Here is a 22,641-nt window from a genome sequence, read left to right as displayed (position 1 = left end):
TCGGGCATGGAAGTCGCGATCCGGTTTCTTCAGGCAGCCGAACCGCCCAGCGCCATGCGCACCCGGCCCAGCAGCCAGCCGCCGCCTACGTTGATCATCAGCCCCAGCATTACCAGCAGCGCTCCGATCGCCTGCATCACACCAAGATGCTCATCGAGCAGCAGCGCTGCGGAGGTCAGCCCCACCACCGGTACCAGCAGCGAGAAAGGCGCCACGGTGTTAGCCGGGTAGCGCGACAACAGCCGGCTCCACAGGCTGTAGCCGAGGATGGTGGCGCCGAACGCCAGATAGAGAAGCACCAGAACCGAACTCCAGCCGATGCCGCGCAACGCGCTTTCTATCAATTGCGGGCCTTCCAGCATCCATGAAAGCGCAAAGAATGGGATCGGTGGAATCAGGCTGCCCCACACCACCAATCCGACCAGATTCACTTTGCCCACCTTGCGCGTCACGATATTGCCCAGCGCCCACATCGACGCCGCACAGATGGTCAGCACGAAGCCGGCCAAGGTCATGCTGCGATCGCCCTGCATGCCGATCAGCAGCAGCCCGCCCGCCGCGATCAACAAGCCGATGAAATTGGTCGCCCGCAGGCGCTCGCCAAGAAACAGCGCGGCGAAGAACAGCGTGAAAAATGCCTGCGATTGCAGCACCAACGAGGCCAGCCCGGCCGGCATGCCGACATTCATGGCCGAGAACAAAAAAGCGAACTGCCCAAGCGAGATAGTCGCGCCATAGGCCAGCAGCCAGCGCAGCGGCAGTTGCGGACGTTTGATGAACAGAATCGCCGGGAACGCGGCAAGCAGGAAACGCAACGCGCCCAGCAGCATCGGCGGAATATCGTCCAGACCGACCTTGATCACCACGAAGTTCATGCCCCAAACAACGATTACCACGAGGGCCAGCAGGAGGTCTTTGGGTGCCATAGCGCACTTCTCACATTAAAAAATTATTAAAGCCCTCCATAGCGATCGTGCACTCATACAGCGAGCAAAGGATTCGGCAATACAGTCGCAGCGCGGTAAACCTGCCCCGCGACGGGGCTCTTTCCGACATTTATCGATGACATGCACTCCGTGCCAGCTTCGGCCGCAAGGGCTAGAATCGCTAGCCAAACGAATCAACCCGCACGAGAGCAAGCATGGGCGCACAGTGGAAAGCGAAGCATAAAGAAGCGGCAGCCAACGCCAAGGGACGTACCTTCGGCAAGCTGTCGAAGGAGATCATGATCGCAGCCCGCAGCGGCGCCGATCCGGATATGAATCCCCGCTTGCGCCTGGTGGTGGAACAGGCCAAGAAAGCCTCGATGCCGCGAGAAACCCTGGAGCGCGCAATCAAGAAAGGCGCCGGCCTGCTCGGTGAAAGCGTCAACTACGAGCGCACCACCTATGAAGGTTTCGCCCCGCATCAGGTGCCGGTGATCGTCGAGTGCCTGACCGACAACGTCAACCGCACCGTCGCTGAAATCCGCGTACTGTTCCGCAAGGGTCAGCTCGGTTCGTCCGGCTCGGTCGCTTGGGATTTCGACCACTGCGGCCTGATCGAAGCGGCGCCGGACACAGCTGATGCCGATCCGGAACTGGCCGCCATCGAAGCCGGCGCGCAGGATTTCGAAGCCGCCGAAGACGGGGCCACGCTATTCATCAGTGACCCTAGCGACATGGATGTGGTCTGCCGTGCGCTGCCCGAACAGGGCTTCACCGTACAGTCGGCACAGCTCGGCTATCGACCCAAGAACCCAGTCACCAGCCTGTCGGACGCGGAACTCGAAGAGGTCGAAGCCTTCCTCGCGGCCATCGATGCCCATGACGATGTGCAGAACGTTTATGTCGGCTTGGCGGGCTGACTCTGGATTCAATGGAGGGCAAAGGTCATGAGCACGAACAAACCGAATACGCCGTATGCCCAGCGCGAACAGGGTTACCGCGAGAAGGCGCTGAAAATGTACCCCTGGGTCTGTGGACGCTGTGCGCGGGAGTTCTCCGGCAAGCGACTGAGCGAGTTGACGGTCCACCACAAGGACCACAACCATGACAACAACCCCGAGGATGGCTCCAACTGGGAGCTTCTCTGCCTGTACTGCCACGACAACGAGCATTCCCGCTATACGGACAATCAGTATCAGGCCGAAGCCAGGCCAGGCAGCGATCTGGGCCCGAAGGAAACCTTCAAGGCCTTCGCCAACCTGGGTGACCTGCTCAAGGGCAAGTCGGATTGACTCAGTGACTTCGGGGATTTGTTCCCGTTTCGCCGTGAGCCGCGACGAAACGGGCGCAGCTCACACGTCCCGGTTACTTGACCAGCAGGACCGGCACCGAAACCTCATGGACCACACGGTTGGCAACCGAGCCCAACAACATGCCGGTGAAACTGCCCAGGCCGCGTGTGCCCATGACGACGGTGTCGCAGCCAAATTGCTGCACCGCCGTATTCACCTGCGCTGCGACATCGCCTAGAACGGCATGGGTCTGGTGCGGTATGCCGGCGGCCTGTAGCTCCGTAGCGGCTTCCTCCAGAGTACGGCGAGATTTTTCGAGAAAGCTCTTGTTCAGATCTTCAACCGTACTTGCGGTGACGAATTCGCCATAGATGACCGGTTCCTGCTGCGCATTCAGGACGTGCACCTGAAGCGGTTTAGGCGCATCGGCGGCGAAGTCGACGATGTATCGCAGCGCCCGTTTAGCGTTGTCCGAACCGTCGAAAGCTAAAAGAATATTGCGCATGGCGGGTCTCCATTGAACATTTGAAAACAGCATAGACCACCGCCCAATGCACCCGAGCGCCAGGAACATATCCATTGCGCTGGATCAATTCCGGCACCGGAAACAATCAACTCCTTTGCGAGACAGTCGATGAGTACAACCTCCAACGCTCCGTTCGGCGTCGGCGACGCCTCTTTCAAGGCAGCCGGCGGCGAAGCCGGCATCCAACAGTTGGTCACGGACTTCTACCGGATCATGGACGAGCACGAAGCCGCCCATTGCGTACGTCGTTTATATCCGCAGGATCTGAGCGAGGCGCGCGAACGTCTGGCGGCGTTTCTCTGTGGCTGGCTGGGTGGGCCGCGCCGTTACGCCGAAAAATTCGGCAGCATCAGCATCCCGCAATTCCATAGACGCTGGACTGTGGGCGAAGCTGAGCGGGACGCCTGGCTCGAATGCATGGCGCTCGCCATTGCCAGGCAGGACTACTCAGCGGACTTCGCCGACTACCTGTTGGTTCAGTTGCGGGTACCGGCGGAACGCATCCTGCAAGCCGGACTACAGTCGTGTCCGGCGCACCCGCACTCGCCGCTCCCATAGCCGACGCGGATCGACAGGCCGAACCCTGGGCACATCGCTGCGTCATAACTCTGTGGGATAACGATGCTCGGATGCGGCATCCGCAGCTTCGAACAGCAGTCAGGGTGATTTAGATGAAGATCCGCTTTGCCTCGGTCAACGAGCAGAAGATTCGCGACGCACGAGAATTCCTCGAGCAGAGCGGCATCGAGATCATCAGCTTCCCGGTGCGCATCGTGGAACAGCAAACCGAAGATCTGCATCAGTTGGTCAGTGACAAGCTGATGGACGCCTTCAAAATGATTGGCAAACCGGTCTTCGTCGAGCACTCGGGCCTGTTCATCAATAGCCTGAACGGCTTTCCCGGCGGGCTGACCCAGACATTCTGGGATCGCTTGCACGCTGTGCGCTTCTCCGAACTGATCGGCAATCTGGACGACCCTTCCGCGGTGGCACGTTCGCTGATCGGCTACTGCGACGGTCGCAAGCGGCATTTCTTCGAGGGAGAAGTTACCGGCAGGATTTCCCGCGAACCGGCGGGTGCAGAGGGCTTCGAGTGGGACAACGTGTTCATTCCCGACGGTTATTCCTGCACGTTCGCCGAGTTGGGCGGCGTCCATAACGAGCTTTCCATGCGTAAGCGGGCACTGGATGCCTTCATCAATCACTTGCGCCGGGTCTGAGAGGTATCGATGCAGAAGCTTCTGGAGGCGTACCGGCATAACCGCCTGATTCTTTTCGTAGGCTCCGGCGTGTCGGCCAATATCGGATTACCGCCCTGGCGCGACCTGATCAACGAAATTGCCCAGCAACTCGATTACGACCCCGATGTCTTCGATACCTATGGAAACTTCCTCTCGCTTGCCGAGTACTACCGCATCAGGAAAGGCAACATCGGGCCACTGCGCAGCTGGATGGACCGAGAGTGGCACAAGAGCATCGAGATCCGCGATTCGGAGATTCACCGGCTGATCGTTCAGGGCCGGTTTCCAGCCATCTACACGACCAACTACGACCGCTGGCTGGAAAATGCCCATGACGCTCATGGCGTCGGTTACATCAAAATCGCCAATGCCAGTGACCTGGTAAAGGCCCGTGATGGCGTCAGGCAGATCGTCAAATTCCACGGCGACTTCGATGACGATGACTCGATCGTGCTCGACGAAACGAGCTATTACGAACGCCTGCAATTCGAAACGCCGCTGGATATCAAGTTACGCGCCGACACATTGAGCAAAGCCGTTCTGTTTATTGGCTATAGCCTTTCGGATACCAACATTCGATTATTGTTCTACAAACTATCGAAGATCTGGAACGAACACGAAACCCTTGGCGTCCGGCCGATATCCTATGTCTTCTCGCACAAACCCAACCCGGTGCAGGAAGAGATTCTCAGCCAATGGGGAATTCAGATGATCACTTCGGAAGATGACGAACCGGGGTTGGCCTTGCAGAACTTTTTGCGAAATCTGGTTGAAGGCTAACGGGTAATGGTTATATCAAGCGAAGCGAAAGAATAAACAAACGAATCGATAAAAGTGCGATGCCGTCGGGCATCGCACTCGCATGCATCAGTAGTTGTAACCAATACCGACGCTATAGAAGAACGCTCCATCGTCATAACGATCTCGCGCATCGCTTCCGCTCTTGAACAGGAACTGATACTCAGCCATCGCAGTGATGAACGTCTTGTCCTGAACCCAGTATTTGATGCCGAGTTCCGGTCCACCCATGAAGGTCTCGTCCACTTCTTCGCCGTAGACCCCACCCACGCTCAGGCCAATGAATGGGCGAGTGTTTCCACTACCGAAGTGGTAGTCATAAAACACGCGGGTCGAGCCGTCGAACTGGACGCTTTCATCTTCCGAGTCGCGAGCATTTACCGTTTGCCGGATGCCCCACATGGATCGCTCATCAAGATAAGTACCCCAACTACCCTGTACCGAGAACACTGTATCGTCGAAATCCTTATCGCTACTTCCCGCACCACTCAAGGTAACTTCACGATCACCCGCCACCGGAGCAGCAACTGCGATAGCGGGAAGCATGGCGGCAACCAGGAGAGAAGTTTTGAAAAGTCGTTTCATGACAACACCCTCTTGTTCTTACTATGGCGGAATACGCAGTAACGCTCACGCGATGCGTATTTTAATGACAAGAGGGCACAACCACTGTTCATTTTATTTTAGGTATGTCAAGCAACCCGTTATTTTAATTGATTATTTATTTTTTTATCGCCGCTTCGCTAGTTAGGCCTGACCGGGCTGAGTTCGCCAAACAACAAACGGAGCGAATCTATGCAACCGGTCAGCCGACATGAAATCCGAACTTAGAATGGATAGTTAATATCACGCCGAGCCACTTTTTCGTGCCGACACGTCTTCCGGCAGTGGTTCATCTTCTGGGTCCGTATCGAACTGTCGTCCCATGGCGATTCGTAGCCAGACCGGTATCAGCAATAACCCAACCGCCAGACACAGCCAACTGATGAGGGAGCTTCCCTGTGGTGGAGGGAACATCAAGCGGCCAACACCGATCAGCAATGTAAAAAGCGAAACGGCGGTTACCACCACGGCGAACAGCCGAGTCCCCAACGCCTTGACCGACACCGCAGCCCCAATGCCGTTGAGCATCGCTGCGTGCCGCCAGAAGCCGAAGGGGCGAACACGGCGATAGAAGCGTTTGAGCGTGGCGTCGTCGGTCGCCGGAGTGATGAAGGTAACCAGGATCGCGGCGGATGTAGTGGTCAAGGCCATGATCCCGAGACGTATCCATTCGCGCTCCGGATCGGTGCCCAGGTAATAGAGAAGCAAAGGCGCCGTAATCAGCGATACCGCCATGGCGGTTAGCTCCGAGTACAGATTGATTCGCTCCCAGAGCCAACGCAGCACTAGTACCGAACCCATCCCCGCGCCAAACAGCAGCGAAATGAACCAGGCGGTCTGGATCGAACCGAGATTGGCCATGATGATCATCGCGATCACCAGAATCAGCACGTTGGACAACCGCGCCACCAGCACCAATTCGCGGTCCCTTGGCTTGCGCTTGAGCACATGTGGTGCGAATACGCCGCCATAGACGTCGTTGCTCCAATAAGACGCGCCCCAGTTGAGGTGTGTATCGACGGTAGAAGCCAGCGCGGCCAGCAATCCGACGAGCATCAGGCCGCGCACACCGGGCGGTAACAAATCTTCGATACCTTGCACGAACAGTGCTTCTCGCCCGGCCGTGAAACCATCGCCGGCCATTTCGGCTGGAGTGAACGGATACAGCACCAGCAGCCCAACCGCGATCGCTAGCCAGAATAGGCTACGCAGAAAGATCTGTAGCCAGGCGAAGACCAGACCGGCGATTCGAGCGTCGCGGTCGGTCGGGCACGCCATGCTTCGCTGCGCAAGATAGCCAGTACCATCGGAGTTCATCTGGAAGAACCACTGCAGACCGATAATGACCAGGAACGGCATCAGCGCCTCACCCGCATCGGCTGGAGGGGCGAAGGACAACATCCTGCTCGCCTGCTCGGCTCCGTAGATCTCCACGATGCGATCCGTCAATCCGCCTAACCCACCGGCGGCGTCGACGACGAACCAGGCATAAAACAGCGTGCCGATCATCGCCAGGCTGAATTGCACCACATCGGTCTGGACGACAGCGCGTAGCCCCCCGGTTATCGAATACATCGCGGTGAACGCGAGAATCAGCAGAATCGATATCAGGTTATTGGCGCTCATCCTCGCCGGCTCCAGCCCGGTAATACTTTCCCCGAGCTGTATGCCTGTAGTGGCGATGAAATCCACGATGGGCTCGTAAACTCCGGAGGGCAGCCACAGGTGCCATGGCAAGAACACCTCGGCGATACGAATGGCAGCCACCAGCACCATCGCCAGCACCACGCAATTGATCACCGTGCCGTAGTAGATCGCCTTGAGCAAACGTAGCGGAGTGACACCCTTGCCGCTGTATCGCACTCGGGTCAGCTCGGCATCGGTCAATACGCCGGCCCTGCGCCAGCCAACCGCGAACACGAACGCCATGAGCAGAAACGCAAGGCCGTAAATCCACAATCGCCAAAGCGCGAAGATGCCAGCCGTCGCAACGAGGCCGGTAACGAGCAGCGGCGTATCGGCGGCGAACTGAGTCGCCCCCATGGAGAAGCCGGCCTTCCAACCCTTGATCGTCTTGCCGGCGAGAAAATACTCATCGAGGCTCTGAGAAGCCTTTCCGCGCGCACGGAGGCCCGAACCCAGACCGTACAGGATGAAAACCACCACTATCAGGAGATCTATCATTGTTATGGCCCTGTGGAGTAGTTCTCTTCAGAGCCTGCACTGCAGCGAAAAATTGCGGCCATCGGATAAACGGATCGGACGGGCCGGCTAGCCAGCTGACGGCGCTCATCGGGTACCATGCGCTGCGTCATCGGATACCACTCATGTTCGAACTCCAACCGCGCCAATTACCTGCCGAATGTCAGCCGCTACTCGACAAGTTCTACCGAGCCCATCGCAGCCACATGCGGGTACCGGCCGGTGCGCATTGCTGGGTCGTCGGGCACACCGATATCGTTGCCGGTCTCTGCTTGAGCGGCATTGCCGGTGGTCACTGGTTGACCGGATTGCTGGTCGCCCCGAGTCAGCGCAACCAGGGCCTGGCGACGCGGTTGGTAACCCAGGCACTGGCCGCAAATGAAGGACCTGTCTGGCTGTTTTGTGAGCCCAAGGTAACTGCCTTCTACCGACAACTGAACTTCAGCGAGGCCACGGTTCTGCCTGAAGTGCTGGCATCCCGTCTGCAGCGCTACAACCGAAACAAGAAGCTCGTGGCGCTATGGCACGATAACGAGAATTCCCATGTCACATAACGTTTTGAAGATCGCTACAGCCTGCCTGTTCAACGAAGCCGGTCACATATTGGTCGTCCGCAAGCGCGGTACACGGATGTTCATGTTGCCGGGCGGCAAGATCGAGGCGGGAGAAACGCCGTTGCAGGCGTTGCGGCGCGAGCTTCACGAGGAGCTGGGTTTACGGGTCGAGGAATCGCAACTGCAGACGCTTGGACATTTCCAGTCGCGCGCAGCCAACGAGCCAGATCATTGGGTTGAAGCAGACGTTTTTGTGGGCCGTGTTGAAGGCCAGGTACAGGTACAGGCAGAAATCGAAGCGCTGGACTGGCTGGTACCTCGTACGCAGCAGCAGGAACATCTCGCCCCGCTGTTGCGCGAACAGGTACTCCCCGCTCTGCTCCAGCGGCTAGCAGCGGAAGAAAGTTGACACACCATCATCTGGTGCTGGCGCTAGGCTATGGAGAGATGGGATCACTTGCCGGAAAGGTTTCTTCTAGCGCCTCGTCCAGCTTATCTTCATCGGCCTCGTCTGGACGGCGCTCGATGTGGTCTTCTTGATCTGATCCCGGCTGGGTAGGTTGATTCGAGTCTTTGCCGTTCATGGTGAGCTCCTCTGAGTTTGAATCAGAACGTTAGGCCACCCAGCAGTGCAGTCGTTCGGCGGGATCGAATACCTATTCGCAGGCAAAAAAAGGGGCGGGGTTTAATCCCCGCCCGCCTCCTTCCCTGCTTCCTTTATTCCCAGCTCGTCTTCCTGACGCACCGCATCCAGCGGTTAATCCTGACCAACATCCTTGCCGGCCTGCACTTGTCCTTAAGCACGGGTGCGATATTAAAGTTTTAGACGACAACTACAACTCCCAAAAATTCGTAATGGCTTTTTGATAAGGATGTGAGATTTTATTTTTCCCCTCTCAAATCAAGCAGTTAAAGAATCGCGCTCAGTAAAAGGAGTATAGCCAGCAAAACTTTTCACTCTTTTCTTACACGCTGTGTAAGTAAATGCGTACATAGCAAACAGCTTTCGAGGAAATACGACGAACCAGGACTAATCCTGTTGGTTAGCCCGACATGTAGAAAAACAGAAAGCCTGTGAGCGCCCCTTACGTTGCCGGTAAGGGGCGCCGTTCCTTAGTGGAACAGGGACTCGCTCGACAAACCGTTACGCTCGAAGATCTCGCGTAACCGCTTAAGCGCTTCGACCTGAATCTGCCGTACCCGCTCGCGGGTCAGCCCGATTTCCTGGCCGACCTCTTCCAGCGTGCAGCTTTCATGGCCACGCAAACCGAAGCGCCGGATGACCACCTCGCGCTGCTTCTCGGTCAGGTCGGACAGCCATTGGTCGATGCTTTCCGACAGATCGTCGTCAAGCAGCAGATCGCAGGGATCGCTGGGCCGGTCATCGGTCAGGGTATCGAGCAATGTTTTGTCGGTGTCCGGCCCGAGAGACACGTCCACGGAGGTCACTCGCTCATTCAGCCCCAGCATCCGCTTGACCTCCGCAACCGGCTTCTCGAGCAGGTTGGCGATTTCCTCCGGGCTGGGTTCGTGGTCGAGCTTCTGGGTAAGCTCGCGCGCGGCACGCAAGTAAACGTTCAGCTCCTTGACCACGTGGATCGGCAGCCGAATGGTGCGGGTCTGGTTCATGATCGCCCGCTCGATGGTCTGCCGGATCCACCAGGTGGCGTAGGTAGAAAATCGGAAGCCACGCTCGGGGTCGAACTTCTCGACAGCCCGTATCAGCCCCAGGTTGCCCTCTTCGACCAGGTCCAGCAAAGACAGCCCACGGTTGACGTAGCGCCGGGCGATTTTCACCACCAGCCGCAGATTGCTTTCGATCATGCGCTTACGCCCTGCCGGGTCACCCTTCTGAGCCAGACGCGCGAAATGCACCTCTTGCTCGGGAGTCAGCAGGGGAGAAAATCCGATTTCGTTGAGATACAGCTGTGTGGCGTCGAGCGCACGGGTGTAGTCGATGAACTTGTGTTGCTTGAGGGTCGCGGTCTTGGATCGGGTGCCCGTTGAACCGGCGCGGGAGATATCGCTGATTGGATCGGCGTCCGCGGACGGTTCCATGAGTAGAACGGCATCGTCTACGTCAAACTCCGGCACTTCTTTTTTGAGAGCCATTATTGTTTTCCTGTTCTGAGTTCGACAACAGGCTCGGGCGGCACGCACTCCCTGGTAACGCTCAAGCCTCTCCTAGTGCCGGAACAGGTAGTAGCAAATCAGCGCTTTGGCAGGTATTGCAACGGATCTACCGGTTTGCCTTGACGGCGAATCTCAAAATGCAGCTTCACCCGGTCGGTTCCAGTCGATCCCATCTCGGCAATGGTCTGCCCAGCTTTGACTTGTTGACCCTCCTGAACCAGCAGCCTGCGGTTGTGGCCGTAGGCACTTACATAGGTATCGCTGTGCTTGATGATCACAAGTTCGCCGTAACCCCGTAAACCACTGCCGGCGTACACAACAGCCCCATCAGAAGCAGCTAAAACAGGCTGTCCTAATTCCCCAGCGATATCAATGCCTTTATTCAAACTGCCGTTTGAGGAAAAACGACCGATTACAGCGCCGTTCGTAGGCCAAGCCCAACCGCTTGCAGAGCGCGCTACAGGCTTGACCGGCGTAGTCGCAGCGGGAGGCTTGGCCGCCGGTACGCTGGGCCTCGTCAGCGGTGGCGGAATGGGCACAGGCGTAGTCACCACGGATGGCGATGTGCTTGCTGGCGGGACGGGAACAGGAGTCGGACGAGCGGCTACCGTCCGGGATTGAGTATGCCGAGTGAAGCGAATCGTCTGTCCCGGATGGATGACGTGCGGCGGGGGAATATTGTTGACTTGAGCCAGCTCGCGCCAATCCCAACCGAAGCGAAAGGCGATCGACCAAAGGGAGTCACCCCGCTGGACAATATAGTGACCGCTAGTGACACGGTCGCGGCTATTGCGATCGACGACATGCACGCCTCCCGACGGAGGACTGGCGCAGCCAGCAAGTAATGCACCCGCGAGCAGCGCGACAAGCGCACAACGGAAAGGCGGAATGCTCATCCACCGCATGCTGGCTGTGGCCTTCACGGCGCGCTCCTTTTGATTAACAAGGCCGTTCAGACCGTTTGCACCGATGGCTGGCGCCGCCCGGCAAACCATTCGAGTCCAAGGACGAGAACGATACCAGCTACTGCCAGTACTATTGCCAGCGCAAGGTGCGGGTCCTGTCCGGTCAGCTCGCCATAGGCGCCAGGTAGCAGGTTCTGCTCCAGCATCGGGATACGCTCGCCATGGGAGTCAATGCGCCAGGTCAGCGTCTCCTTCCATGGCCAAACCTTGTTCAGCGAACCCAGCATCAGGCCCGTAAGGAAGGCCAGCGTGAGGTCGCGCCAACGGACGAGCATCCAGCTCAGCACACGGGCGAAACTGAGAATGCCCACCAGACAACCTGCCGCAAAAATCGCCATGACAGCTAGATCTAGATCCTTCACCGCGCCGAGTACGACCGGATACAGTCCCAGCAGCACAAGAATGAAGCTACCGGAGATGCCCGGCAGGATCATCGCGCAGATCGCAATGGCACCGGCGAAAAACAAGCTCAAACCACTGCTGCTCCACTGTACCGGAGCGGCCACGGTTATCACGTAGGCGAAGATGATGCCAAGTATCAGTCCGACGATGCGCGACAGATCCCAGCGCTGGATCTCTTTGCCGACAAGATGCACCGAAACCAGGATCAGGCCGAAGAAGAACGACCACACCGGGATCGGGTGTGCTTCCAATAGATAGGTGATCAGCTTCGCGAGGCTGAACACGCTGGTAAGAATGCCGCCGAATAGAACCAGAAGGAAATTCGCATTTGCCGTCGCCCATGCTTCCCGAATGCGGCCACGAAACAACAGCATCGCAGCGCCGGGTATAGCGCCAATCGATCGCAGCAATTCGTCATAGATGCCGGTAATAAAAGCGATGGTACCGCCAGAAACTCCCGGCACCACATCCGCCGCGCCCATCGCGATGCCCTTGGCGTACAACAACAACGTGTTTTTCATGCTTCCTTCCGCTGAGATCAAACTACAGGTCCATTGAGCAGCGGCACGAAGCGTACGGTATCCAGCAGATGGCGGGAAAAACCGTCTTCCTCTCGAATGATCAGCATCAGTTGCTGGACTTCGCCGACCCCGACCGGAATCACCAGCCGCCCGCCGGGAGCCAGTTGATCGAGCAAGGCTTGTGGCACGTCGGCTGCCGCCGCGGTAACGATGATGCCGTTATAAGGCGCCAATGCAGGCCAACCTTCCCAACCATCACCCCAGCGAAAGACCACATTACGCAATTTGAGTTCGACCAGACGCTCTTTTGCACGATCCTGCAGCGCCTGGATGCGCTCGACCGAGAACACCCGCTCGACCAGTTGTGCCAGCACAGCGGTCTGATAACCGGAGCCGGTACCGATTTCCAAGACCTTATCCAGCGGGCCGTCCGCAAGCAGCAGCTCGCTCATGCGCGCGACCATGAACGGTTGCGAGATGGTCTGGTTGTGACCGATTGGCAGCGCGGTGTCTTCGTAAGCGCGATGCGACAGCGCCTCGTCGACGAACAGATGACGCGGCGTGCGTCGAATGACCTCAAGCACGCGAGGATCGGACAGGCCCTCCTCATACAACCGCTGAATCAGGCGATCGCGGGTGCGCTGCGAAGTCATACCGGTGCCGTGGCGCAGCAGATCATCTTGTCCACGGTGATTCACAGTACGTCCTCCAGCCAGTTATCGAGCCCCTTGAACGCCTCATGGAACGTCCGATCGAGCTGCAAAGGAGTAATCGACACATAGCCCTGCATCACTGCATGAAAATCGGTCCCTGGCCCACCATCTTCGACGTCGCCGGCAACCGAGATCCAGTAGCCATCCTTGCCGCGCGGGTTGGCCTGCTTAACCGGCGGTTTGGCCCGGCTACGGTGACCAAGGCGGGTCAACTGAATGCCGCGGATATGATCCAGCGGCAGATTGGGTACGTTAATGCTGAGCACAGTACGTGGCGGCAGGTCGAGCTGATCGTGTTTCTCGACCAGCTTGCGAGCGATGTAGGCAGCCGTGGGCAGATTGTCCGAAGCGCGCGAGATCAGCGAAAACGCAAATGCCGGTTTGCCAGTGAAGCGGCCTTCGATTGCTGCAGCGACGGTGCCTGAGTACAGGACGTCGTCCCCCAGATTGGCGCCCAGATTAATACCGGAAACCACCATGTCAGGTGCTTCGTCTAACAGCCCGTTCATGCCCAGGTGAACGCAATCGGTAGGTGTGCCGTTCACACCGATGAAACCGTTCGGCATGGTCGTAGGATGAAGCGGGCGATCCAGCGTCAGCGCGCTGCTGGCGCCGCTCATGTCCTGGATGGGGGCGACTACGCGGCACTCGGCATAATCGGCCAGCGCGTCATAAAGCGCGGCGAGCCCAGGTGCATACACCCCGTCGTCGTTGGCGATCAGAATACGCATCAGATGTCCGTCTGCCCTGCCAGGCTGACCAGCTCGCGCACCACAGCTGTGGCGAAGCATCCGGTCGGCAGGACGAATTCAAGTTGCAGAATGTCAGGCTCGGGATAATGCCACGACAAGCCGCCAATGGGGAGGCGAAGAATGCGCCGTTCATGCTTCATTCCAGCTTCTGCGAGCCACTTGGCGATTGCCGGTTCTGCCCCCGCGACATTCGATTCCAGCGCAGGTATCCCGCCGCCTGCGGGCGACTCACCGACGCCCCACAAGGGGCCGGTGGGGTGCAGATCTAGAATGGTCAGACGCGGGTCGCTGCATTCGGCCTCGCCTGCTGGGAAAAAGCTTCGGCTGTCGGTAAAGGCCAGTAGATCGCCCACCTGCGCCTTATCCCAGGTCCCGCTTGCGACACGCTCGGCCAAGACCCGATTGAACAAATAGCTGCGCCCCGCCGAGAGCAGCCGCGAGCGCAGGTTACGCTGCACGGGAAGCTCCTGTCGCTCGGCATATTCGCGTGCGCCATGAACGTTGCTGCCTTCGAAGCCGAAGCGTTGCAGGCCGAAATAATTGGGCACGCCGTGCGTCTTGATTCGCTCTAGGCGCGCGTCCAGTTCAGCGTGTTCGGCCTGCAGTTGGGTCAGGCGCAGGGTGAAGCCGTTTGCCGAGTGGGCGCCGCGCTGCAGTTTGCGCTGGTGACGACAGGTCTTGAGAATCTTCAGCGTTTCGTCTTCAGCTCTATCCAAATTGGGATCGGCCTTGCCCGGCAGATGCAAGCTGAACCACTGGCGGGTCAGCGCTTGGCGATCCTTCAGACCGGCGTAGCTGATATTGCGCACCGGGACTCCGGCGGCGCGGGAGATGCGGCGCGCCGCTTCCTCGGTATTGAGGTTGCGCTTCTCGACCCAGAGCCAGAGGTGCTCGCCTTCACCGGACAACGGAATGTCCAGCACTTCATCGACTTGAAAGTCCTCGGCCACGGCCTTGAGCACCGCGCGGCCACATGGCCCGCCGTGCGCCTGCGACCCGAGCAACTGATCTTCGGTCATGCGCGGACCAGCAGAGCGACGGCGTGCACGGCGATACCCTCTTCCCGCCCGACGAAACCCAGCTTCTCGGTAGTGGTGGCCTTGACGTTGACCTGATCCAACTCGACCTGCAGGTCCTCGGCGATCAGGCCGCGCATGGCCTCGATATGCGGCGCCATCTTCGGTGCCTGGGCAATGATGGTGGCGTCGACATTACCGACCTCCCAGCCCTTGCTCTTTACCTGTTCCAGGACATGGCGCAGCAGTACACGGCTGTCGGCGCCCTTGAATTGCGGGTCGGTATCCGGGAAATGCTTGCCGATATCGCCCAGCGCGGCGGCACCGAGCAGCGCATCGCTGAGCGCATGCAGCAGCACGTCACCATCGGAATGCGCCAGCAGACCGAACCTGTGAGGAATCCGTACACCACCGAGGGTGATGAAGTCGCCCTCGCCGAAGCGGTGCACGTCATAGCCGTGGCCAATACGCATAGTCAGAACACCCTTGAAAGATCAGCGGCGGATTCTACAGGAGACGTCATGGCTTGGCTCATCGGCTCCGGCGCCGCATCAACGAGCACGATAGTCACCATCAACCGAAACGATCTCATATCGTGATTCGACGATATATAGTTCGCTCCATCGCGATATACCGAACCAGACGAACACATGCCCGACAATTTCGATGACATCATCAAGGCCCTCGCCCACCCGCTGCGCCGGGACATCCTGCAGTGGCTGAAGGAGCCGCAACGGTACTTTTCCGAGCAGCATCACTCCCTGGAGAACGGCGTCTGCGCCGGACAGATCGACCAGCGGGCCGGTCTTTCGCAATCGACGGTATCGGCCCACTTGGCCACCCTGCAGCGAGCCGGGTTGATTACCAGCCGCAAAGTCGGCCAGTGGCATTTCTTTCAACGCAATGAGCCGGTCATCCAGGACTTTCTGGCCCGCATCGGCCAGGAACTCTGAATCCCTATATAAGGAGCAACACCACCATGCCCACACTTTTCGATCCGATCCGCATTGGCGAGCTGGAACTGGCCAACCGCGTCATCATGGCGCCCCTGACCCGCTGCCGCGCCGAGCCCGGCCGCGTACCGGGCGAGCTGATGGTCGAATACTACGCCCAGCGCGCCGATGCTGGCCTGATCATCAGCGAAGCCACCTCGGTAACGCCCATGGGCGTCGGTTACCCGGACACGCCCGGCATCTGGTCCGCCGAGCAGGTGCAGGGCTGGAAGAAGATCACCGATGCCGTGCATGCCAAGGGTGGCAAGATCGTGCTGCAGCTCTGGCATGTCGGCCGCATCTCCGACCCGCTCTACCTCGACGGCCAGCTGCCGGTCGCCCCTAGCGCCATCAAGCCGGCCGGGCATGTGAGCCTGGTACGGCCGATGAAGGATTACGAGACCCCGCGCGCGCTGGAAACCGAAGAAATAGCAGGCATCGTCGAGGCCTACCGCAAAGGCGCCGAGAATGCCAAGGAGGCGGGCTTCGACGGCGTGGAAATCCACGGCGCCAATGGCTATCTGCTCGACCAGTTCCTGCAGGACAGCACCAACCAGCGTACCGACCAGTACGGCGGCTCGCTGGAAAACCGCGCACGCCTGATGTTGGAAGTCACCGATGCCGCGATCAGCGTTTGGGGTGCCGGCCGCGTCGGCATGCACTTGGCACCGCGCGCAGACTCCCACGATATGGGCGACTCCAACCGCGCCGAGACCTTTGGCTACGTGGCTCGCGAGCTTGGCAAGCGCGGCATCGCATTCATCTGCACGCGTGAAAAAGCCGGCGAAGACAGCCTCGGCCCGCAGTTGAAGCAGATCTTCGGCGGCAACTACATCGCCAATGAGCGTTTCACTGGCGAACAGGCCAACGCCTGGCTGGGCGACGGGAAAGCCGACGCGGTGGCCTTCGGCATTCCTTATATCGCCAACCCGGACCTGGTCAAGCGCCTGCGCCAGGATGCGCCGCTCAACGAGCCCAAGCCTGAGCTGTTCTACGCCCAGGGCGCAGAGGGCTACACCGATTATCCATCGCTCTAGCTCCCAGCGGTGGAAAGGCCCGGCCGGTTATTCCGGTCGGGCCTTTTTTCGTGTTGATCGTTCCCACTCCCGCGGGGGAACGCCCTCCTGTCAGGATCTCAACGCCTCGGCATGATGTCGCAGATGATCATCAATGAAGCTGGCGATGAAGTAGTAGCTGTGGTCGTAGCCCGGCTGTATCCGTAGCGTCAGCGGATGTCCTGCCGCTTTGGCCGCAGCCTCCAGCGCCTCGGGCTTGAGCTGGCTTTCCATGAAGTCGTCGCGGTCGCCCTGATCCACCAGCAGCGGTAGCTTCTCACCGGCTTCGGCCAGCAGCGCACAGGTATCCCATTCGCGCCAGCGCGAACGGTCTTCACCCAGATAGCGGGAAAACGCCTTCTCGCCCCAGGGGCAGTTCAGCGGATTGACGATGGGCGCGAAGGCCGAAACCGATTGGTAGCGCCCTGGATTCTTCAGCGCACAGACCAGCGCGCCGTGGCCGCCCATGGAGTGCCCACTGATGCCGCGCTTGTCGGAGACCGGGAAATTCGCCTCGATCAGCGCCGGCAGCTCATCGACCACGTAGTCGTACATACGGTAATGCTGCGCCCAGGGCTCCTGTGTGGCGTTGAGGTAGAACCCTGCACCGAGGCCGAAATCATAGGCTGCATTGGGGTCGTCGGGTACATCCGGGCCACGCGGGCTGGTATCCGGCGCGACGATGATCAAGCCAAGCTCGGCGGCCAATCGATGGGCGCCGGCCTTCTGCATGAAGTTCTCGTCGGTACAGGTCAGGCCGGACAACCAATACAGCACCGGCAGCTTCTCGCCCTGCTCGGCCTGGGGTGGCAGATACACAGCGAAAACCATGTCGCAGCTCAAACTGGTCGAGCGATGTCGATAGCGCTTATGCCAACCGCCGAAGCTCTTCTGGCAGGAAATGTTTTCAAGGGTCATGGATATGCCTCGTTCAGGGTGGAAAACAGCGAAGTGTTTCCCACCATTCAAGGTGGATACGCCGTTTTCCGGCGGCGTTGTCCACCTACGGGTCAATAGTGGATGACGGTCCGAATGCTCTTGCCTTCATGCATCAGGTCGAAGGCCTGATTAATCTCATCCAGCCCCATGTTGTGCGTAATGAAGGTATCCAGCGGAATCTCGCCAGTCTGGGCCTTCTCCACATAGCTCGGCAGTTCGGTGCGGCCCTTGACGCCACCGAAGGCACTGCCACGCCAGACGCGGCCGGTCACCAGCTGGAACGGGCGAGTGCTGATTTCCTGACCGGCGCCAGCGACGCCGATGATCACCGACTCGCCCCAGCCCTTGTGCGCACACTCCAGGGCAGCCCGCATCAGCTGCACGTTGCCAACGCACTCGAAGGAGTAATCCACACCACCATCGGTCATCTCGACGATGACTTCCTGGATCGGCTTGTCATGATCTTTCGGGTTGACGAAGTCGGTGGCGCCCAGCTCTTCAGCGATGGGGAACTTGGAGGGGTTGATGTCGATGGCAATGATCCGGCTGGCGCCAGCCATCTTCGCGCCGATGATCGCCGCCAGGCCGATGCCACCGAGACCAAAGATGGCCACCGTGGCGCCCGCCTCCACCTTAGCGGTGTTGAGCACCGCACCGATGCCGGTAGTGACGCCGCAGCCCAGCAGGCAGACCTTGTCCAGCGGCGCTTCCTTGGGAATCTTCGCGACCGAGACTTCAGGCAGCACCGTGTACTCGGAAAAGGTCGAGGTGCCCATGTAGTGGTAGATCGGCTGGCCCTGGTAGCTGAAACGGGTGGTGCCGTCCGGCATCAGGCCCTTGCCCTGGGTGGCGCGTACCGAGCTGCAGAGGTTGGTCTTGCCGGAGGTGCAGAACTTGCACTGGCGGCACTCGGCGGTATACAGCGGGATCACGTGGTCACCCACCGCCACCGAAGTCACGCCCTCGCCCACGGCCTCGACGATGCCACCTCCCTCGTGGCCGAGGATGCAGGGGAAGACGCCTTCGGAATCCTCGCCGGACAGGGTGTAAGCGTCGGTATGGCAAACGCCGGTGGCGACGATGCGTACCAGCACCTCGCCAGCCTTGGGTGGCTCGACGTCCACCTCGACGATCTGCAGAGGCTGATTGGGGCCAAAGGCGACGGCGGCGCGTGATTTGATGGTCATGAAGGACTCCTCTTGGTGAATGAAGCAGAGTGTAGTTTCATTCTTAATCTGGGTTAATGAGCCAAACGCGAAAACATTGTTGCCGAATAGGGCTAATCAAGCCTTTCGAACAGGAGCCTGAGATGAATCGCTGGGAAGGTCTCGACGAGTTCGTAGCCGTCGCCGAGTGCGGCAGTTTCATGCGCGCCGCCGGGCAGTTGCGGGTGTCGTCTTCGCATGTCAGCCGCCAGGTGGCGCGCCTCGAAGAGCGCTTGCAGGCTCGCCTGCTCTACCGCACCACGCGTCGCGTCTCGCTGACCGAAGCCGGCCACACCTTCCTGGCGCGCTGCCAGCGCTTGATCGAAGAACGCGACGAAGCCTTCCACGCCATCAGCGATCTGCACGCGGCACCCACTGGTCTGTTGCGCATGACCGCAGCCGTGGCTTACGGCGAGCGCTTCATCGTGCCGCTGGTAAACGAGTTCATGGCGCAGCATCCACAGTTGCGGGTGGAGATCGAACTGTCCAACCGCACTCTGGACATGGTGCAGGAAGGCTTCGATCTGGCCATCCGCCTGGGCCGCCTCGGCGAGTCGCGGCTGGTGGCGACCCGCATCGCGCCACGCGCCATGTACCTGTGCGCCGCACCGGCCTACCTCGAACGCTACGGACGCCCGCACACGCTTTCCGAGCTGGCGCGACACAACTGCCTGGTGGGCACGGGCGATACCTGGATGCTGCAGGTCGACGGCCGCGAACAGCCGTTCAAGCCCAGCGGCAACTGGCGCTGCAACAGCGGTCAGGCGGTACTGGACGCCGCCCTGCGCGGCTTCGGCCTCTGCCAGTTGCCGGACTATTACGTGCAGGAGCCGCTGCGCCGAGGTGAGCTGGTGTCGCTGCTGGAAGCCAATCAGCCACCCAATACCGCCGTCTGGGCGGTCTACCCGCAGCGCCGCTATCCGCTACCGAAGGTGCGCCTGCTGATCCAGGCATTGAAGCAAGGCCTGGCCAGTCGCTCTGAATATCGCAGCGGCCGCAGCTGAGGAGCTAAGGCGCCGCGCGTCTGACTGCCTATTTCGGGAGGAACCCGCCTCCGTAGGCCACGTCGATATTGTGTAGCCGGTGCCCTTTGCGTTTGCCTGGAGCTACCCGGCGATTCAATCAGGAGGACATCATGCAGATTCTGGTGAACAGCAATCACAGCGTCAGCGTAACCAGCAACCTCGAGGAACACGTGAAGGCAACCGTGGAGAGCGAACTGGAGCGTTTCGATGATCAGCTGACCCGAGTCGAAGTTCATCTCAACGATGAGAACAGCGGTAAAAGCGGCCCTCAGGACAAGCGTTGCCAGATGGAAGCCCGAGTGAAAGGCCATGAGCCGATTTCGGCCACCCATAAGGCGGAATCCATGACGCTCGCCATCGACGGCGCCGCGGAGAAGCTCAACCATGCCCTGGCGCATGCCCTGGACAAACTCAACCATCACTGACCCGTCACTTGCCGAACCAGGCCATCAATGCCCGAGGGACCGAACCACCCGACTACGAAAGAGGCCATGCATGAACAGATTGCTCGATCGTGAAACCATGACCCAGCTGCTGGCGAAGCGCGAGGCACCCTGCCTGTCGCTGTACCAGCCCACCCACCGTAGCTTTCCCGAGCGCCAGCAAGACCCGATCCGCTTCAAGCATCTAGTGCGACAGCTGGAAGACTCTCTCAAACAGCAAGGCCGAGGCGATCAGGCCAAATCGCTGCTCGAGCCGTTTTATGCGCTGACCGATGATGTCGATTTCTGGAATTCCAACCGCGACGGACTGGCTGTGTTCGGCGCCAAGGACTATTTCGAGGTGTTCCGCCTCCAGCGCAACGTACCGGAGCTGGCGGTCGCCAACGATCGTATGCACCTTAAGCCGCTGCTGCGCATCGCCCAATCCGCCGATCGCTACCAGATCCTCGCGATAACACTGGATTCGGTGCGCCTGTTCGAAGGCAACCGTGACGGTGTCGATGAAGTTCCGCTTGCCGAGGGTGTACCAAAAACCGTGGAAGAGGCGCTTGGGCGCGAACTAACCGAGAAGGGCCAGACCGGGTTCGCTCAAGGCTATGGCCGCGCCAGCGAACGCGGCGATGCGATGCAGGTCGAGAGCGGCGGAGCCGGTCGGCAGGACGAGATCGATCGGGATCGCGAGCGCTTCTTCCGTGAGGTGGATCGCGCCATCCTCGAACACCATAGCCGCAAGACCCGCCTACCGTTGATTCTTGCCGCACTCCCCGAGCATCAGTCCCATTTCCGCAAGCACAGTCACAACGATCTACTGCTACCTGAGGGCATCGAGAGCGATGTTTCGCTGCTCAGCCAGAAAGAGCTGCGGGAAAAAAGCTGGATGGTCATGCAGCCGCGTTACATCAAACGCCTCGAAGGCTTTATCAACCAGTACGGCGAATCGCACGGTCAGGGCCTGGCCACCGATCAGCTCGAACAGATCGGCCAGGCGACCCTGGAAGGGCGGGTGGCGACGTTGCTGGTCGAAGCTGATCGGCAGATACCAGGGATGGCGGACAAGCAGGAAGGCAAAGCGATGGTGGTCGACGATGAGTCCGCCACCACGCCCGATCTGCTCGACGAGTTGACGATCTGGACGCTGGAGCAAGGCGGCGAAGTGATCTCGGTACCCACCGAGCGTATGCCAACCGCGAGCGGCGCGGCGGCGATATACCGCTACTAGTAAGCCATCTGCCAAGAAGTTGCGAAAGAATCGCGCTTCAGGATGCACAGCGCTGCGCAATCACGATTGCCAGCGCTGTTGCAGCCATTGCAGATCTTCCGGACGCGTGATCTTCAAATTATCCGAGCGCCCTTCTACCAGTCGCGGACTGAATCCCGCCCATTCCAGCGCGGACGCTTCATCAGTAACGGCTGCGCCAGCTTCGAGCACATTGGCAAGCGCATCGCGTAACGCCCCGAGGCGAAACATTTGCGGTGTGAAAGCCTGCCATATCACGCTGCGATCGATGGTTTCCACGACCCGTCCGTCGGTACCCGCTCGTTTCAATGTGTCCCGGGCCGGTACGGCGAGTAGCCCACCGACTGGATCGTCGCCCAGTTCGACCAGCAGTTTGTCGAGATCCTGACGCGAGAGATTGGGCCGAGCGGCATCATGCACCAGCACCCAATCGCCGTCTCTTGCGCCCCGCTCGGACAGACGGTGCAACCCAGCCAGTACCGAGTCGGCGCGCTCGGCGCCGCCGTCAGCACGTTGAATGCGAGGGTCCTTGGCGCAGTCCAGATTCGCCCAGTACGGATCATCGGCGGCCAGGCTGACGACCAACCCAAGCAAACCGGGATGGTCGAGAAAACAGCTGAGTGTATGTTCGATGACGCTCTTGCCGGCCAAGGGCAGGTATTGCTTAGGCCGATCGGCGCGCATGCGGCTGCCGACACCGGCGGCCGGTATCACGGCCCAGAACTCCGGGAACATGGCCGTCCTTACTCCGTGAGCTGGAATAGCGTCTCGCCTTCCTTGACCATCCCAAGCTCCTGTCGAGCACGCTCTTCGACAGTTTCCATACCTTGCTTGAGCTCCATCACCTCAGCCTCGAGGATGCGATTGCGCTCTAGTAGGCGCTGGTTCTCGCCCTGCTGTTCAGCGATCTGCTTGTTCAGTCCACTGACCTGAGCGAGGCTCCCCTCGCCCACCCACAGACGGTACTGAAGACCGCCCAACAACAGGATCAAAACGACGAACAACCAGTAGGGGCTACGCATGGACGGCATGGAACGGCTTCGGTTGGTTTCAGATGACGAGATATAGGCAGCGGTCAGCGACATGGCCTGGCTTTCCTTT

At 59.6% G+C, this 22,641-nt stretch carries 27 protein-coding genes and 1 pseudogene; 12 read left to right on the top strand and 16 right to left on the bottom strand.

The window, feature by feature from the left end; genetic code table 11:
* Window positions 1-29: 29 nt before the first annotated feature.
* Window positions 30-926 carry an EamA family transporter gene (locus V6943_RS09735; protein ID WP_340553339.1) on the bottom strand — a complete coding sequence of 299 codons (897 nt, stop codon included), beginning with the start codon at window positions 924-926 and terminating at the stop codon, window positions 30-32.
* Window positions 927-1,141: 215 nt separating this feature from the next.
* Here V6943_RS09735 and V6943_RS09730 point away from each other — a divergent pair, with 215 nt between their 5' ends.
* Together V6943_RS09730 and V6943_RS09725 are read left to right on the top strand one after the other, a co-directional pair.
* The gene (locus V6943_RS09730; protein WP_181102614.1) at window positions 1,142-1,846 is read left to right on the top strand and encodes a YebC/PmpR family DNA-binding transcriptional regulator; all 705 of its coding nucleotides are present in this window, start codon (window positions 1,142-1,144) and stop codon (window positions 1,844-1,846) included.
* Between the two features lie 27 nt (window positions 1,847-1,873).
* Window positions 1,874-2,218, top strand: a complete 345-nt coding sequence (locus V6943_RS09725) for a YajD family HNH nuclease (RefSeq protein WP_131648279.1) — start codon at window positions 1,874-1,876, stop codon at window positions 2,216-2,218.
* A 73-nt stretch (window positions 2,219-2,291) separates the two neighbouring features.
* Here V6943_RS09725 and V6943_RS09720 read toward each other — a convergent pair whose 3' ends face one another.
* Entirely contained in the window at window positions 2,292-2,723 is a 432-nt protein-coding gene (locus V6943_RS09720; RefSeq protein WP_340553338.1) for a universal stress protein, read from the bottom strand.
* Between the two features lie 129 nt (window positions 2,724-2,852).
* On the opposite strand from V6943_RS09720, the gene V6943_RS09715 reads away from it, so the two are divergent.
* From V6943_RS09715 to V6943_RS09705, 3 genes are all read left to right on the top strand, one after another.
* Window positions 2,853-3,302, top strand: a complete 450-nt coding sequence (locus V6943_RS09715) for a group II truncated hemoglobin (protein ID WP_340553337.1) — start codon at window positions 2,853-2,855, stop codon at window positions 3,300-3,302.
* Window positions 3,303-3,415: 113 nt separating this feature from the next.
* Window positions 3,416-3,964, top strand: a complete 549-nt coding sequence (locus tag V6943_RS09710) for a non-canonical purine NTP pyrophosphatase (RefSeq protein ID WP_131648276.1) — start codon at window positions 3,416-3,418, stop codon at window positions 3,962-3,964.
* A gap of 9 nt (window positions 3,965-3,973) precedes the next feature.
* Window positions 3,974-4,765, top strand: a complete 792-nt coding sequence (locus tag V6943_RS09705; protein ID WP_131648275.1) for an SIR2 family protein — start codon at window positions 3,974-3,976, stop codon at window positions 4,763-4,765.
* An 87-nt stretch (window positions 4,766-4,852) separates the two neighbouring features.
* Here the strand turns inward: V6943_RS09705 and V6943_RS09700 are convergent, their stop codons facing one another.
* Both V6943_RS09700 and V6943_RS09695 read right to left on the bottom strand, forming a co-directional pair.
* Window positions 4,853-5,368 (bottom strand): hypothetical protein, encoded by a 516-nt coding sequence (locus V6943_RS09700; protein ID WP_340553336.1) that lies wholly within the window; start codon window positions 5,366-5,368, stop codon window positions 4,853-4,855.
* A 261-nt stretch (window positions 5,369-5,629) separates the two neighbouring features.
* Window positions 5,630-7,570 carry a sodium:solute symporter family protein gene (locus V6943_RS09695; protein WP_340553335.1) on the bottom strand — a complete coding sequence of 647 codons (1,941 nt, stop codon included), beginning with the start codon at window positions 7,568-7,570 and terminating at the stop codon, window positions 5,630-5,632.
* A gap of 143 nt (window positions 7,571-7,713) precedes the next feature.
* Between V6943_RS09695 and V6943_RS09690 the strand changes: the two genes are divergently transcribed.
* Together V6943_RS09690 and V6943_RS09685 are read left to right on the top strand one after the other, a co-directional pair.
* Window positions 7,714-8,142 carry a GNAT family N-acetyltransferase gene (locus tag V6943_RS09690; protein WP_340553334.1) on the top strand — a complete coding sequence of 143 codons (429 nt, stop codon included), beginning with the start codon at window positions 7,714-7,716 and terminating at the stop codon, window positions 8,140-8,142.
* Window positions 8,132-8,551, top strand: coding sequence for an NUDIX hydrolase (locus V6943_RS09685; RefSeq protein WP_340553333.1), 420 nt, complete (start codon window positions 8,132-8,134; stop codon window positions 8,549-8,551). Before V6943_RS09690 ends, V6943_RS09685 begins: the two co-directional genes overlap by 11 nt.
* 28 nt (window positions 8,552-8,579) lie before the next feature.
* On the opposite strand, the gene V6943_RS09680 is transcribed toward V6943_RS09685, so the two are convergent.
* From V6943_RS09680 to ispF, 8 genes are all read right to left on the bottom strand, one after another.
* Window positions 8,580-8,726, bottom strand: coding sequence for a hypothetical protein (locus V6943_RS09680; RefSeq protein WP_165914192.1), 147 nt, complete (start codon window positions 8,724-8,726; stop codon window positions 8,580-8,582).
* A 529-nt stretch (window positions 8,727-9,255) separates the two neighbouring features.
* Window positions 9,256-10,254, bottom strand: a complete 999-nt coding sequence (gene rpoS, locus V6943_RS09675; protein ID WP_131648273.1) for an RNA polymerase sigma factor RpoS — start codon at window positions 10,252-10,254, stop codon at window positions 9,256-9,258.
* A 98-nt stretch (window positions 10,255-10,352) separates the two neighbouring features.
* On the bottom strand, window positions 10,353-11,171 hold the full coding sequence (locus tag V6943_RS09670; protein ID WP_131648952.1) for a peptidoglycan DD-metalloendopeptidase family protein: 819 nt from the start codon (window positions 11,169-11,171) through the stop codon (window positions 10,353-10,355).
* Window positions 11,172-11,227: 56 nt separating this feature from the next.
* Window positions 11,228-12,163 carry a DUF368 domain-containing protein gene (locus tag V6943_RS09665; protein WP_340553332.1) on the bottom strand — a complete coding sequence of 312 codons (936 nt, stop codon included), beginning with the start codon at window positions 12,161-12,163 and terminating at the stop codon, window positions 11,228-11,230.
* Window positions 12,164-12,180: 17 nt separating this feature from the next.
* Window positions 12,181-12,816, bottom strand: a complete 636-nt coding sequence (locus tag V6943_RS09660) for a protein-L-isoaspartate(D-aspartate) O-methyltransferase (RefSeq protein WP_029404859.1) — start codon at window positions 12,814-12,816, stop codon at window positions 12,181-12,183.
* A 41-nt stretch (window positions 12,817-12,857) separates the two neighbouring features.
* Window positions 12,858-13,607 (bottom strand): 5'/3'-nucleotidase SurE, encoded by a 750-nt coding sequence (surE, locus tag V6943_RS09655; protein WP_131648271.1) that lies wholly within the window; start codon window positions 13,605-13,607, stop codon window positions 12,858-12,860.
* A complete protein-coding gene (gene truD / locus V6943_RS09650; RefSeq protein WP_340553331.1) occupies window positions 13,607-14,647 on the bottom strand; it encodes a tRNA pseudouridine(13) synthase TruD in 1,041 nt (346 codons plus the stop codon). Before truD ends, surE begins: the two co-directional genes overlap by 1 nt.
* Window positions 14,644-15,117, bottom strand: coding sequence for a 2-C-methyl-D-erythritol 2,4-cyclodiphosphate synthase (gene ispF, locus V6943_RS09645; RefSeq protein ID WP_131648269.1), 474 nt, complete (start codon window positions 15,115-15,117; stop codon window positions 14,644-14,646). The genes truD and ispF overlap by 4 nt, the downstream gene beginning before the upstream one ends.
* A 177-nt stretch (window positions 15,118-15,294) precedes the next feature.
* Between ispF and V6943_RS09640 the strand changes: the two genes are divergently transcribed.
* Both V6943_RS09640 and V6943_RS09635 read left to right on the top strand, forming a co-directional pair.
* Complete coding sequence (locus V6943_RS09640; protein ID WP_131648268.1) at window positions 15,295-15,597, top strand: ArsR/SmtB family transcription factor; 303 nt, start codon at window positions 15,295-15,297, stop codon at window positions 15,595-15,597.
* A 26-nt stretch (window positions 15,598-15,623) separates the two neighbouring features.
* On the top strand, window positions 15,624-16,673 hold the full coding sequence (locus tag V6943_RS09635) for an alkene reductase (protein WP_131648267.1): 1,050 nt from the start codon (window positions 15,624-15,626) through the stop codon (window positions 16,671-16,673).
* A gap of 90 nt (window positions 16,674-16,763) precedes the next feature.
* On the opposite strand, the gene fghA is transcribed toward V6943_RS09635, so the two are convergent.
* The gene (fghA, locus tag V6943_RS09630; protein ID WP_445324127.1) at window positions 16,764-17,609 is read right to left on the bottom strand and encodes an S-formylglutathione hydrolase; all 846 of its coding nucleotides are present in this window, start codon (window positions 17,607-17,609) and stop codon (window positions 16,764-16,766) included.
* A 92-nt stretch (window positions 17,610-17,701) separates the two neighbouring features.
* Complete coding sequence (locus V6943_RS09625; RefSeq protein ID WP_340553330.1) at window positions 17,702-18,817, bottom strand: S-(hydroxymethyl)glutathione dehydrogenase/class III alcohol dehydrogenase; 1,116 nt, start codon at window positions 18,815-18,817, stop codon at window positions 17,702-17,704.
* A 122-nt stretch (window positions 18,818-18,939) separates the two neighbouring features.
* On the opposite strand from V6943_RS09625, the gene V6943_RS09620 reads away from it, so the two are divergent.
* The 3 genes and pseudogenes from V6943_RS09620 to V6943_RS09610 all read left to right on the top strand — a co-directional run bounded on the left by V6943_RS09620 (window position 18,940) and on the right by V6943_RS09610 (window position 21,522).
* Complete coding sequence (locus V6943_RS09620; RefSeq protein WP_340553329.1) at window positions 18,940-19,839, top strand: LysR family transcriptional regulator; 900 nt, start codon at window positions 18,940-18,942, stop codon at window positions 19,837-19,839.
* A 131-nt stretch (window positions 19,840-19,970) separates the two neighbouring features.
* Window positions 19,971-20,273 (top strand): annotated as a pseudogene (hpf, locus tag V6943_RS09615) (ribosome hibernation-promoting factor, HPF/YfiA family); the annotation flags it as partial.
* 82 nt (window positions 20,274-20,355) lie between these two features.
* Window positions 20,356-21,522 (top strand): baeRF3 domain-containing protein, encoded by a 1,167-nt coding sequence (locus V6943_RS09610; RefSeq protein ID WP_340553327.1) that lies wholly within the window; start codon window positions 20,356-20,358, stop codon window positions 21,520-21,522.
* Between the two features lie 60 nt (window positions 21,523-21,582).
* Here the strand turns inward: V6943_RS09610 and ispD are convergent, their stop codons facing one another.
* Entirely contained in the window at window positions 21,583-22,275 is a 693-nt protein-coding gene (gene ispD / locus V6943_RS09605; RefSeq protein ID WP_340553326.1) for a 2-C-methyl-D-erythritol 4-phosphate cytidylyltransferase, read from the bottom strand.
* Window positions 22,276-22,283: 8 nt separating this feature from the next.
* A complete protein-coding gene (gene ftsB, locus V6943_RS09600; RefSeq protein WP_131648951.1) occupies window positions 22,284-22,562 on the bottom strand; it encodes a cell division protein FtsB in 279 nt (92 codons plus the stop codon).
* Window positions 22,563-22,641 lie beyond the last annotated feature (79 nt).

The organism is Pseudomonas sp. CBC3, assembly GCF_037967085.1.
GTDB lineage: Bacteria > Pseudomonadota > Gammaproteobacteria > Pseudomonadales > Pseudomonadaceae > Stutzerimonas.
Note: the sequence above shows the minus strand (reverse complement) of the source record. Positions and strands in the feature narration are given on the sequence as shown.

Excerpts from the sequence above, each read along its gene's own strand:
- V6943_RS09735 (WP_340553339.1), bottom strand. The coding sequence starts at position 926 with ATGGCACCCAAAGACCTCCTGCTGGCCCTCGTGGTAATCGTTGTTTGG.
- V6943_RS09730 (WP_181102614.1), top strand. The coding sequence starts at position 1,142 with ATGGGCGCACAGTGGAAAGCGAAGCATAAAGAAGCGGCAGCCAACGCC.
- V6943_RS09725 (WP_131648279.1), top strand. The coding sequence starts at position 1,874 with ATGAGCACGAACAAACCGAATACGCCGTATGCCCAGCGCGAACAGGGT.
- V6943_RS09720 (WP_340553338.1), bottom strand. The coding sequence starts at position 2,723 with ATGCGCAATATTCTTTTAGCTTTCGACGGTTCGGACAACGCTAAACGG.
- V6943_RS09715 (WP_340553337.1), top strand. The coding sequence starts at position 2,853 with ATGAGTACAACCTCCAACGCTCCGTTCGGCGTCGGCGACGCCTCTTTC.
- V6943_RS09710 (WP_131648276.1), top strand. The coding sequence starts at position 3,416 with ATGAAGATCCGCTTTGCCTCGGTCAACGAGCAGAAGATTCGCGACGCA.
- V6943_RS09705 (WP_131648275.1), top strand. The coding sequence starts at position 3,974 with ATGCAGAAGCTTCTGGAGGCGTACCGGCATAACCGCCTGATTCTTTTC.
- V6943_RS09700 (WP_340553336.1), bottom strand. The coding sequence starts at position 5,368 with ATGAAACGACTTTTCAAAACTTCTCTCCTGGTTGCCGCCATGCTTCCC.
- V6943_RS09695 (WP_340553335.1), bottom strand. The coding sequence starts at position 7,570 with ATGATAGATCTCCTGATAGTGGTGGTTTTCATCCTGTACGGTCTGGGT.
- V6943_RS09690 (WP_340553334.1), top strand. The coding sequence starts at position 7,714 with ATGTTCGAACTCCAACCGCGCCAATTACCTGCCGAATGTCAGCCGCTA.
- V6943_RS09685 (WP_340553333.1), top strand. The coding sequence starts at position 8,132 with ATGTCACATAACGTTTTGAAGATCGCTACAGCCTGCCTGTTCAACGAA.
- V6943_RS09680 (WP_165914192.1), bottom strand. The coding sequence starts at position 8,726 with ATGAACGGCAAAGACTCGAATCAACCTACCCAGCCGGGATCAGATCAA.
- rpoS (WP_131648273.1), bottom strand. The coding sequence starts at position 10,254 with ATGGCTCTCAAAAAAGAAGTGCCGGAGTTTGACGTAGACGATGCCGTT.
- V6943_RS09670 (WP_131648952.1), bottom strand. The coding sequence starts at position 11,171 with ATGAGCATTCCGCCTTTCCGTTGTGCGCTTGTCGCGCTGCTCGCGGGT.
- V6943_RS09665 (WP_340553332.1), bottom strand. The coding sequence starts at position 12,163 with ATGAAAAACACGTTGTTGTTGTACGCCAAGGGCATCGCGATGGGCGCG.
- V6943_RS09660 (WP_029404859.1), bottom strand. The coding sequence starts at position 12,816 with ATGACTTCGCAGCGCACCCGCGATCGCCTGATTCAGCGGTTGTATGAG.
- surE (WP_131648271.1), bottom strand. The coding sequence starts at position 13,607 with ATGCGTATTCTGATCGCCAACGACGACGGGGTGTATGCACCTGGGCTC.
- truD (WP_340553331.1), bottom strand. The coding sequence starts at position 14,647 with ATGACCGAAGATCAGTTGCTCGGGTCGCAGGCGCACGGCGGGCCATGT.
- ispF (WP_131648269.1), bottom strand. The coding sequence starts at position 15,117 with ATGCGTATTGGCCACGGCTATGACGTGCACCGCTTCGGCGAGGGCGAC.
- V6943_RS09640 (WP_131648268.1), top strand. The coding sequence starts at position 15,295 with ATGCCCGACAATTTCGATGACATCATCAAGGCCCTCGCCCACCCGCTG.
- V6943_RS09635 (WP_131648267.1), top strand. The coding sequence starts at position 15,624 with ATGCCCACACTTTTCGATCCGATCCGCATTGGCGAGCTGGAACTGGCC.
- fghA (WP_445324127.1), bottom strand. The coding sequence starts at position 17,609 with ATGACCCTTGAAAACATTTCCTGCCAGAAGAGCTTCGGCGGTTGGCAT.
- V6943_RS09625 (WP_340553330.1), bottom strand. The coding sequence starts at position 18,817 with ATGACCATCAAATCACGCGCCGCCGTCGCCTTTGGCCCCAATCAGCCT.
- V6943_RS09620 (WP_340553329.1), top strand. The coding sequence starts at position 18,940 with ATGAATCGCTGGGAAGGTCTCGACGAGTTCGTAGCCGTCGCCGAGTGC.
- V6943_RS09610 (WP_340553327.1), top strand. The coding sequence starts at position 20,356 with ATGAACAGATTGCTCGATCGTGAAACCATGACCCAGCTGCTGGCGAAG.
- ispD (WP_340553326.1), bottom strand. The coding sequence starts at position 22,275 with ATGTTCCCGGAGTTCTGGGCCGTGATACCGGCCGCCGGTGTCGGCAGC.
- ftsB (WP_131648951.1), bottom strand. The coding sequence starts at position 22,562 with ATGCGTAGCCCCTACTGGTTGTTCGTCGTTTTGATCCTGTTGTTGGGC.